A 9,512-nucleotide genomic window follows, 5' to 3' on the forward strand; every position below is an offset into this window, starting at 1 on the left:
GGCGCGCGGCCAGCAACAGCCTGTGCCTGGCCAACCTGGAGGGGGTTTCAGAGCACCATGCCGTGGTGCGCTTCTCCCGCAGTCAGGGCTGGCTGGTGTGCAACTGGCAAAGCAACGACGGCACCTATCTGGAGGGCCGCCAGGTGCATCAGTGCAAGCGCCTGGAGAACGGCGATGAAATCCGGCTCGGCCGCAGTGGCCCGGTGCTGCTGTTCGAATCCGCCACAGCCATAGAAGCGGCAGCTCCCGCCGCACCGCCGCGCAGCATCAGTGTTGGCACGCAACACGTGAGCGTCGCGGACATCCGTTCTGCCGCCGTGCAGAGCCTGCCGCTGCACCCCCACATCTTCAGCTGGTGGCTGCTGTTGTGTCTGGGCGGCCTACTGCTGTTGCCGTTTCCCTTGGTGTTCTGGCCGCTGCAGGCCGGCGCTCTGACTGGCTGGATCCTGCTGGGTTCGCGCAAGCAGCACGAATTGGTGCTGGTGCTGCGCGATGGGCGAGCCATACGCCACGGTTTCGCCAACCGCCGCACGGCCCTGGCCCACCGCAACGGCATCCGCCAGGCCATCGGCCAGGACCCAGCCCCCGCATGAACTGGTTGCTGCCCGAAGGCGCCAGCCTGCCCTTTGCAGGCCTGGAGCAACCCCTACGGATTGAGCAGGGGCTGGGGGGAGGCAGCCAGGGCCAGGTGTTTGCCGTGCAGCTCGGCGGTGAGCGGTTGGCACTGAAGTGGTACTTCCCGGCTTGCATCGGCAGGGATCCACAACTGCGGGAGCGGCTGCAGCAGAGCATCCGGCTCGGCGCCCCGAACCGTGATTTCCTTTGGCCCTTGGCACTGTTGGATCCCATTCCCGGAAGCCTGGGGCGCTTTCCTGCTGCCGCCGGCGGCGTCGGTTACCTGATGGGCCTACGCCCGGACGCGTTTGTGGGAGCCCATCGTCACGCCGGGGGCGATCTAGCCATCAGCCTTCAGTGCGTGCTCAAGGCCTGCTTCCACCTGGCGGAGGCCTTCCATCAACTGCACCTCAAGGGCCTCTGTTACAAGGACGTTTCGCTGGGCAACCTGTTTCTGGATCCCAGCAGCGGCGGGATCCTCATCTGCGACAACGACAACGTGGATGTGGATGGCCAGAGCAGCGGAAGCGTGCTCGGAACACCTGGATTCATGGCGCCGGAAGTGCTGTTGGGCCAGGCCAAACCGAGCGCGCGCAGTGATCTCTTCTCCCTGGCGGTGCTGCTGTTCCGGCTACTGACGCGACACGACCCCTTCCGCGGCCAACGGGAACTGGCGATCCGCTGCCTGGACGAACCGGCCCGGCGCCGGCTCTATGGCGATGAGGCCCTGTTCATCTTTGATCCCAACGATCCCCGCAACAGGCCCGATCCGATCGAGCACAGCGCCGCTCTGATCACCTGGCCCATTTATCCAGCCAGCCTGCAGCAGCTGTTTGAGCAGAGCTTTGGCCCCGGCCTGCGCCGGAGCGAGCAACGCACGCTCACGGGCCAGTGGAAGCAGGCGATCAGCCTCTGCCTGGATCAACGCCAGCTCTGCAGCCATTGCGGCCAGGAAACCTTCCCCGCTGCCGGCACCCCAGGCGCCTGCTGGAGCTGTGGCACGCCCCTGCCTGCTCCGCTGCGCCTGCAGCTGCCCCATGGCCTGGTGAGCGCCGCGGCCGGCAACGAACTGCAGCCCCATCACTTCGATCCCCTGGTGGGCGAAGCCATCCGTAACCCCCTGGCCCGGCTGGTGGCCCACCCCAGCGACCCCACCCTGCTGGGTCTGCAGAACCTGAGCACCAGCCGCTGGAGTGGACGCACCACCACGGGGCAAAGCATTGAGCTCGACCCGGGCAAAACCTGTAATCTCGCGGCCCTGCAGCAGCTCAACAGCAGCGCCGGAGCGATCCTGGTGCGACGCCCTTAAGCCATGCCCTTCCCCAACGTTCGGCTCAGCAACCGACCGCTGCACTTCATCTACCTCTGCGATTGCAGCGGCTCGATGGCCGCCCAGGGCAAAATGCAGGCCCTCAACCAAGCGATCCGCCAATCCCTGCCGGGCATGGCCGAGGTGGCCCGCGAGAATCCGGAAGCGCGAGTACTCGTGCGGGCCATGCGCTTTGCCGATCAGGCGGCCTGGCACCTGGCCGACCCCACCCCCGTGCCGCAGCTGCAGTGGCGCGACCTGGAGGCCGGCGGCATCACAGCGATGGGGGATGCCCTCAACCTGGTAGCCGATGCGCTGCAGTCCCCGCCGATGGAGGAGCGGGCGCTGCCGCCGGTGCTGGTGCTGATCTCCGACGGCCAGCCCACCGATGATTTCGACGCGGGCCTGGCCAATTTGATGCGCCGGCCGTGGGCCCAGAAGGCGGTGCGCCTGGCGATTGCTATGGGCCATGACGCTGACCTGGACGTGCTGCAGCAGTTCATCGGTCCGGAGCCATCGGGACGCGGCAAGTCGCCGCGGCGGCCGCTGCAGGCCAGCAACGCCACCACCCTGGCCCAGTACATCCAATGGGCCTCCACCGCCGTGGTGGGGGCCGCCTCCATGCCCGCCAGTCGCGTGGCTGCAGCCGATGCGGACTGGTCCCACAGCCCGGCCAACATCCCCCTGCCGGATCTGCCCCCCACGCTGCTGGATCCCAGCGACGACGTGGGCCCCCTGGTGTGGTGAGCCCGCGCTGGCAGCAGCAGCTGGCCTGCAGCGTGATCGGAGCCGCCCATCGCCGCCAGCAAAAACCCTGCCAAGACGCCAGCCTGAGCGTGGAGCTCAAGGGCCGCGGCGGCAGCCTGCAGCTACTGGTGGTGGCCGATGGCCACGGCGGCCGTCGCTACCGGCTCAGCCACCGGGGCAGTGCCCTGGCCTGCCAGGTGAGCCAGGAGGCGGTAGAGCAGTGGCTGAGCAGCACTCCGCTGACGGATCCAGAGCGCTGGCGGCGACTGCTGGAGCAGGAGCTCCCCGCCACGATTCATCAGCGCTGGCTGGCGGCAATCACAGCCGACTGGGCGTTGCAACCAGACTCCCAGCACACGCCCTTCTCACCCCTCTTCTACGGCAGCACCCTGGGGCTGGTGCTGCTGGCGCCACAGTGGTGGGGCTGCACCGGCATCGGCGACTGGGATCTGAGCGCCATCGATCAACAGGGCAAAGCTGCGCTGCTCAGCGAGGAGCGCGAACACAGCGGCAGCGAGGCCACCGGCAGCCTCTGCCAGGAGCTTGATCAGCAGCTCTGGCGCGAGCGCACCCAGCTGCATCCACTGGGGGCGCAAACGGATCTGCAGGCCCTGGTGCTCAGCACCGATGGCGTGCGCAAATCCTGTGCCACCGACGCCGACTATCTGCAGCTCTGCGCCGCTCTGCTGGATCTGCGCGATACCCAGGAGCTCGAGCAGGGGCTCGCCCACATCACCCAGGCGGGCAGCGGCGATGACGTATCGCTGGCGATGGCCCACCGGGCCTCAAAGCCGAGGCCGAGCAGCGTGCTGCCGCGGGGCTGGCGCTGGCTCCGGCTGCTGTTGGCGGCTTCCGGTGTTGGCTTAGCGGCGTGGCTGATCACACGGCAGGAGACGCCGCTGCAGGCCCAAGCGCGCCAACTCTGCAGCAACCCTGAGCAGATCCAGGCCACCCTCAACCAACGCCGCGCCCAGTTCAAGGCCCTGCTCAATCAGCCGCAACGGGCCAACCAACTGCAAAAAAACACCGGCATCGATCCCCTCGGCGCTTTGATCGCCGCCAGCCAGCGCGGCCCGATCGCCGGCTGTGCCGAGCTGAACGCTGAGCTAAGCCGCCAATGGCAGCGGGCCCGCGCCACGGCCGTGCCGGCAAAGGGCAAGATGCCTGCAGCTGCAGCGCCAGCCGCGGCGCCAAGGAACCCGTGAACGATTACGCGCTCGGAGCCAATCTGCGCCGCCAGATCCTCAGCGATCTGGAACGGGGCCTTCCCCTCGATGGACGCAGGCTGCAGGCCCTGGTGGGTGATTTCTGCGGCCAGAGCCAACTGGCCCTGCTGCCAGCCCTGAAATACCTGGTGCTCGCACCAGGGTTCAGTAGCGCCGCCAGCCAGCACCCCCCCCTGCCCGCCGATCCGCGCCTGCAGCTGCGGCTGCAGCAGGAACTGAATGCGGTATTCGCCGCACCCATTTGCGCGCGTATGGATGCAGTGCTGCGCGGCCTTCTGGGCCTGCAGGAGGCCAGCGCGCCAGCTCAGGCAGTCACTCCGTGGCCGAGCCAACCCGCTCCCATCCCTCTGCAAGAGGAGCCGCCACTGGAGGAGGAGCTCGCGGAGGAATACAACGAGGAGCTGGAACCTGCTGCAGGCCGTCGCGGCAGCAATGGCCTGGTGGCCGTGCTGAGCTTCATGGCCGGCGTGCTGGTGGTGGGTGTGGGTGGTGGGCTGGCCTGGCTGATCTTGCAAAGCACCCTGCCCAGCCGCAACCCTGCAGATGGTCAGCGGCCTGAGCTGCCCGGTGAGCTCACCACCCCCAGAGCTGACACCGCGACCACCGAGGCACCACCAGCGCCGGATCTGAGCCAGCAGGCCAGCAGCGATACCGCCACCTCGCAGGCTTTCGCCAGCGTGGAGCAGCTTTACAACGACCTCTCTTTAGGCAATATCCAGGCGGCACGCCAACGCTTCAGCGCTGAAGCGGCAGATCAGTTCGATCCCGCCTTCTTCCGCCAGTTTCAACGCGTCAGCGTGGATCAGCTGCGGACCATCGGGATCAATGGTTCACAGGTGAGCCTCGAAGGTGTGGTCACGTTTGTGTATCCCGATGGCACCAGCCAAAGCGAGTCGCGCCAATTCACGGTGGACACCAGCACCGATCCAGCCCTGATCACCGGCAGCAGCTTTGGCCAGGTGACCCGCGGCAGGCAGTGATCTGACCTCAGACAACCAGCCACAAAAAAGCCCCCTCGCGGGGGCTCTGTATGTGCGTCGTGCGGAACGATCAAGCGGTACCGCAGAAAGTGACATCGGGGAACTTGAGCTTGGCCTCTTCGAGGCTCTTGCCCTTGCCCTCTTCCTGCCAGTAGTTGATCACCTCGGTGGCTTTGTTGAGGATCTCAACGCGCTCGTTGTCGGTGATCCAGCTCTTGCCTTCAAGCTCGGTCTTGAGGGTTTCCCAGGCATCCTCACGGGGCCAGAAGAAGTAAGAGGTGAGGGGGCTGGGGCCGCCACCCACGATCTGATCCACAGCCAGAGCCACGTTGTCGGGCAGCCACAGGATCTTCACCAGGAAGCGACCCTCATCCGCCTTGGGGGTACGGCCGGAGGGAACGCCGTTCTCGTCGATGGTGGCGGCAGCCAGAACAGCACTGGCACCACGCAGCACGGGACGGCCTTCGGTGGTGTCCTCCAAGGAAACCTCAGCGGCGGCTGTCGCCACGGCGCTTTCAGCGCTCTCTGTGCTCATGGTGTCAGCGCTCAAGGCTTAATCACAAACAACTAACCTACCAGCCGCTGTTTCCCAGCCCCCTGAACCCACGCGCCGTCCTGCTGTTCGACATCGACGGAGTGATCCGGGATGTGAGTGGCAGCTACCGCAGAGCGATCGTGGAAACGGTGCACCACTACAGCGGTGTGCGGCCGGACGCAGCGGCGATCGATGCCCTCAAGGGCGAAGGCTGCTGGAACAACGATTGGGATGCCTCTCTCGAGCTGTTGCGGCGCGGCGGCCTGGCCGAACTCCCGGCTTACACAGCGCTGGTGGAGGTGTTCAACGGCTTCTATTTCGGCGGCGATCCCAACGGTGATCCCAGTGCCTGGCAGGGCTTCATCGGCAGCGAGCCGCTGCTGGTGGAACGCCAATTCTTTGAGGCCCTGACTGACGCCGGGGTGACCTGGGGCTTCGTGAGCGGCGCCGAGCCACCATCGGCCCGCTTTGTGCTCGAGCAGCGCCTGGGCCTCAGCAAGCCACCGCTGATCGCCATGGGCGATGCCCCTGATAAACCCGATCCCACGGGCTTCCTGCGCCTCGCCGCTGAGCTGAGTGGCGGCTTGGGAGCCGGCAACCGCCCCGTGGCTTACCTCGGCGACACCGTGGCCGATGTGCTCACAGTGCAACGCGCCCGCCAGCAGCAGAGCGAACAGGCGTTCCTCAGCCTGGCGGTGGTGCCACCCCACCTGCAGGCGCCCGAGGCCGCCGATCGCCGCAGCCGTTACGAAGCCCAGCTGCTGGAGGCAGGAGCTGATGCCGTGATCCCCAACACAACAGCCGCTCTGACGGCGCTCGAGCAGGCGCTGGCCTAACGCTCCATCGCCAACGGCGCCTTGAGTGCCGCGGCGGTGAGGTTCTCGTGGCCGTGCTCGGTCACCGCCACGTCGTCTTCGATGCGGATGCCGATGCCCTTCCAGCGCTCGTCGATCGCCGGCTGACCCTCCGGTACCGGCAGGCGATCGCTCACATAGAGGCCCGGCTCCACGGTGAGCACCATGCCGGGCTCGAGCTCCACATGGTGCTCACCCAGGCGGTAAGCCCCCACATCGTGCACATCAAGGCCAAGCCAGTGGCCGGTGCGGTGCATGTAGAGGTGGCGGTAAGCGCCGTGCTCGATGATCCCGTCGACCTCGCCAGCCAGCAGCCCCAGCTCCAGCAGGCCCTCCACCAGCACACGCACGGCGGTGCCGTGCACGCCCTCGGCGGTCTGCCCCGGCGCCACCGCAGCCACCGCTGCTTCCTGAGCTGCCAACACCAGCTCATAGAGCGCTCGCTGCTCACCGCTGAAGCGGCCGTTGATCGGGAAGGTGCGGGTGATGTCGCCGTTGTAGTAGTCGTTCAGGGAACAGCCGGCGTCGATCAGGAGTAGATCGCCGTTGCGCAGCTCAGCGTTGTTGGCGGTGTAGTGCAGCACACAGGCGTTATCGCCACCGGCCACGATCGAGTTGTAGGCCGGTCCGCGGGCGCCCTGCTCCAGGAAGTGCTGCTCGATCACCGCCTGCACCTGGCGCTCATTCAAACCAGGCCGAGCCACCTGGCGGGCCAGCTCGTGGGCTTCGGCCGAAATGCGGGCGGCCTCACGCATCCGTGCCAGCTCATCGGGGGCTTTGCGCAGCCGCAGGCTGTGCAGCAGCGGGCAGGGTGCCACCAACCCCAGAGCGGCTGCGCCGCTGCGGGGGGCCCGATCCAGCTGGCCCGCCCAGGCCTGCAGCACCAGCGGCTCCACCTCTGGATGTTTGCCCACACGGAAGGCAATGCCCTCAGCACCGCTCAGATACTCCGGCAGCCGCTGGGCGAGCTCAGTGCGGGGATGGGCCAGGTCTGCGCCAAACTGGGCTACCGCTCCCTCGCAGCCCCAACGGAAGCCGTTCCACACCTCGGCGCTGGGCTCCTTGGGGTTCACGAACAGCACGAAGCGCTCACCTTCGGGCTTGTGCGGCAGGAACAGGGCTACCGCATCGGGCTCATCGAAACCGGTGAGATACCAGAAGTCGCTGTTCTGACGGAACGGCCACTCGCAATCAGCGTGGTGGGTCACCAGCGGAGCCGCCGGGATGACAGCGGCGGCTCCACCAAGGGCCTGAAAGAAGCGGGCGCGGCGCTCGGCGTACACGGCTGGGCTGATCAGCATGGAAGCGAGCGGGGCTGAGCGCGACGATGGCACAACCGCTTCAATGCATGGCGTTCCCGCCGCCGCCCTTGCACCCTCCCTCCACGGCCGAGCGCTGCGAGCTCCTCCTGGCGGAGTGGCGCAGCGGCCTGCGACTGAGCGATCGGGAGCGCAGTGCCCTCGGCCCCGAACTGCAAGCCCTGGACCAACAGCTGCTGGCGTTGAAGCAGCGCCGCTTGCGGGTGGCTGTGTTCGGCCGGGTGGGGGTGGGCAAATCCAGCCTGCTCAATGCCCTGCTGGAGCAGCCGGCCTTCGCCACCGATGTAGCCCACGGCTGCACCCGCCACCAACAGCGCCGCCCCTGGGCCGTGGACATCTCAGGCCTGGCGGGCGTGGATCTGGTAGACACCCCCGGCATTGATGAAATCGCCGCCCGGGCACGCCAACGCCTGGCTGCGCGGGTGGCACTGAACGCTGATCTCGTGCTGCTGGTGCTCGACAGCGACCTCACCACGGTGGAAGCCGAGGCCCTCGAGCAGCTGCTGGCCGCCGGCAAACCGGTGCTGCTCGTGCTCAACCGGATCGACTGCTGGCCAGAGGAGGAGCGCTCCGAGCTGATCAACAGCATCCGGCGCCGCCTGCCGCCGGCCCGGCGCGATCTGGAACTGCTGGCAGTGGCCTCAGCGCCGCGGCGCGCCACGGTGCTGCCCGATGGCCGAGTGCGGAGTGAACCGATGCCGCCCCAGGTGGCGCCGCTGCGCCAGGTCCTGATCGATCGACTCAGCCAGCACGGTGCGCTGCTTCTGGGGCTGAACGGGTTGCGGGCTGCCGATCGCTTCAGCCAGCGACTGCACCAGTGGCGGCTACGCCGCGGCCGGGAGGGGGCCCAGGCCCTGATCGGCCGCTACGCCGCCCTCAAAGCCACCGGCGTTGCCGCCAATCCCTTGCTGCTGCTGGATCTGGCCGGCGGCATCGCCCTCGATACGGCTCTGGTGGTTCAGCTTTGTGAGCTGTACGGCCTGGAGCTTGGCGGTGGCGGAGCCCGCGCGCTGCTCACGCGCCTATCCGCTCAAAACGCCTTGCTGGGCGGCACCCAGCTGGGGATCCAATTGCTGCTGGGTGGGCTGCGCCAGGTGCTGGTACTGGCGGCACCCTTGAGCGGCGGCCTCAGCCTGGCGCCCGCGGCGCCGGTGGCGCTGGCCCAGGCTGCCCTTGCCATTCACACCACCCGGCTCACCGGCCGCCTGGCGGCAGCCGAACTACTGCGCAGCGCTGAACGCGGCCGACTGCGGCCAGCCTCATTACTGCGGCGACTAGCCCGCCAAGACCCCCAGGCCAGAGCCTGGCTGCAGCAATGGCATGACCAAAGCAGGCAACCCGCAGCGCTGCTGCCGCTGCTGCCATGAACGCACTGCCCAGCCTGGCGTTGCTCGGCACCAGCGCCGACCCCCCCACCGAAGGCCACCGCGCTCTGCTGGAGGGACTGGCCGATCACTACGGCCAGGTGGCCACCTGGGCCAGCGACAACCCCTTCAAACAGCACGGTGCCCCGCTGGAACTCAGAGCCCGGCTGCTGGGGGCCTTGGTGGAGGCGATCGGCGATCCCCGCATTCGTCATGCTCAGGACCTGAGCAGTCCGCGGGCCCTGATCACGCTAGAGCGAGCGGCTGAGCGTTGGCCAGGTCGCTCGATGGTGTTTGTGGTGGGTGGAGATCTGGCCGCGCAGGTGCCCAGCTGGTGGAAAGCGACTGAACTGCTGCAGCGCTGCCGGCTGGCGGTGGTGCCAAGGCAGGGCTTCAGCCTGGACCCAGCTGCGCTGGAGGCGATCCGCAACCTGGGAGGGCAGCCAGAGCTGCTGCACCTGCCGGTGCCGGCCACAGCGAGCTCCTCGATCCGCCGGCATCCCAGCCCCGAGCAGGTACCAGCAGCACTGTGGGAGGAACTGGTTCGTCACAATCTCTACGGC

At 67.6% G+C, this 9,512-nt stretch carries 10 protein-coding genes; 8 read left to right on the forward strand and 2 right to left on the reverse strand.

Annotated features, from left to right (window positions below):
* The 5 genes from ACIQ2E_RS09175 to ACIQ2E_RS09195 form a co-directional block, all read left to right on the forward strand.
* Positions 1 to 593, forward strand: a 593-nt coding sequence (locus ACIQ2E_RS09175) for an FHA domain-containing protein (RefSeq protein ID WP_398329278.1), incomplete at its 5' end; no start/stop codon positions are given.
* Positions 590 to 1,924, forward strand: coding sequence for a protein kinase (locus tag ACIQ2E_RS09180; protein ID WP_398329281.1), 1,335 nt, complete (start codon positions 590 to 592; stop codon positions 1,922 to 1,924). The genes ACIQ2E_RS09175 and ACIQ2E_RS09180, both read left to right, overlap by 4 nt.
* A gap of 3 nt (positions 1,925 to 1,927) precedes the next feature.
* Complete coding sequence (locus tag ACIQ2E_RS09185; protein ID WP_398329284.1) at positions 1,928 to 2,671, forward strand: tellurium resistance protein; 744 nt, start codon at positions 1,928 to 1,930, stop codon at positions 2,669 to 2,671.
* Positions 2,668 to 3,876: a protein phosphatase 2C domain-containing protein gene (locus ACIQ2E_RS09190; RefSeq protein WP_398329286.1), complete on the forward strand. Its 1,209-nt coding sequence runs from the start codon at positions 2,668 to 2,670 to the stop codon at positions 3,874 to 3,876. The genes ACIQ2E_RS09185 and ACIQ2E_RS09190 overlap by 4 nt, the downstream gene beginning before the upstream one ends.
* Entirely contained in the window at positions 3,873 to 4,877 is a 1,005-nt protein-coding gene (locus tag ACIQ2E_RS09195; RefSeq protein WP_398329289.1) for a hypothetical protein, read from the forward strand. The genes ACIQ2E_RS09190 and ACIQ2E_RS09195 overlap by 4 nt, the downstream gene beginning before the upstream one ends.
* A gap of 70 nt (positions 4,878 to 4,947) precedes the next feature.
* On the opposite strand, the gene ACIQ2E_RS09200 is transcribed toward ACIQ2E_RS09195, so the two are convergent.
* The gene (locus tag ACIQ2E_RS09200; RefSeq protein ID WP_398329292.1) at positions 4,948 to 5,412 is read right to left on the reverse strand and encodes a 30S ribosomal protein PSRP-3; all 465 of its coding nucleotides are present in this window, start codon (positions 5,410 to 5,412) and stop codon (positions 4,948 to 4,950) included.
* A gap of 62 nt (positions 5,413 to 5,474) precedes the next feature.
* On the opposite strand from ACIQ2E_RS09200, the gene ACIQ2E_RS09205 reads away from it, so the two are divergent.
* On the forward strand, positions 5,475 to 6,248 hold the full coding sequence (locus tag ACIQ2E_RS09205; RefSeq protein ID WP_398329304.1) for a TIGR01548 family HAD-type hydrolase: 774 nt from the start codon (positions 5,475 to 5,477) through the stop codon (positions 6,246 to 6,248).
* Here the strand turns inward: ACIQ2E_RS09205 and ACIQ2E_RS09210 are convergent.
* Positions 6,245 to 7,567 (reverse strand): aminopeptidase P N-terminal domain-containing protein, encoded by a 1,323-nt coding sequence (locus tag ACIQ2E_RS09210; protein ID WP_398329295.1) that lies wholly within the window; start codon positions 7,565 to 7,567, stop codon positions 6,245 to 6,247. The genes ACIQ2E_RS09205 and ACIQ2E_RS09210 overlap by 4 nt on opposite strands.
* 26 nt (positions 7,568 to 7,593) lie before the next feature.
* On the opposite strand from ACIQ2E_RS09210, the gene ACIQ2E_RS09215 reads away from it, so the two are divergent.
* Both ACIQ2E_RS09215 and ACIQ2E_RS09220 read left to right on the forward strand, forming a co-directional pair.
* Positions 7,594 to 8,952, forward strand: a complete 1,359-nt coding sequence (locus ACIQ2E_RS09215; RefSeq protein WP_398329298.1) for a DUF697 domain-containing protein — start codon at positions 7,594 to 7,596, stop codon at positions 8,950 to 8,952.
* A partial coding sequence (locus ACIQ2E_RS09220) for a nicotinate-nucleotide adenylyltransferase (RefSeq protein ID WP_398329301.1) occupies positions 8,949 to 9,512 on the forward strand: 564 nt, incomplete at its 3' end. The genes ACIQ2E_RS09215 and ACIQ2E_RS09220, both read left to right, overlap by 4 nt.

The sequence above is a fragment of the Vulcanococcus sp. genome (assembly GCF_044369115.1).
In the GTDB taxonomy this organism is placed as follows: Bacteria; Cyanobacteriota; Cyanobacteriia; order PCC-6307; family Cyanobiaceae; genus Vulcanococcus.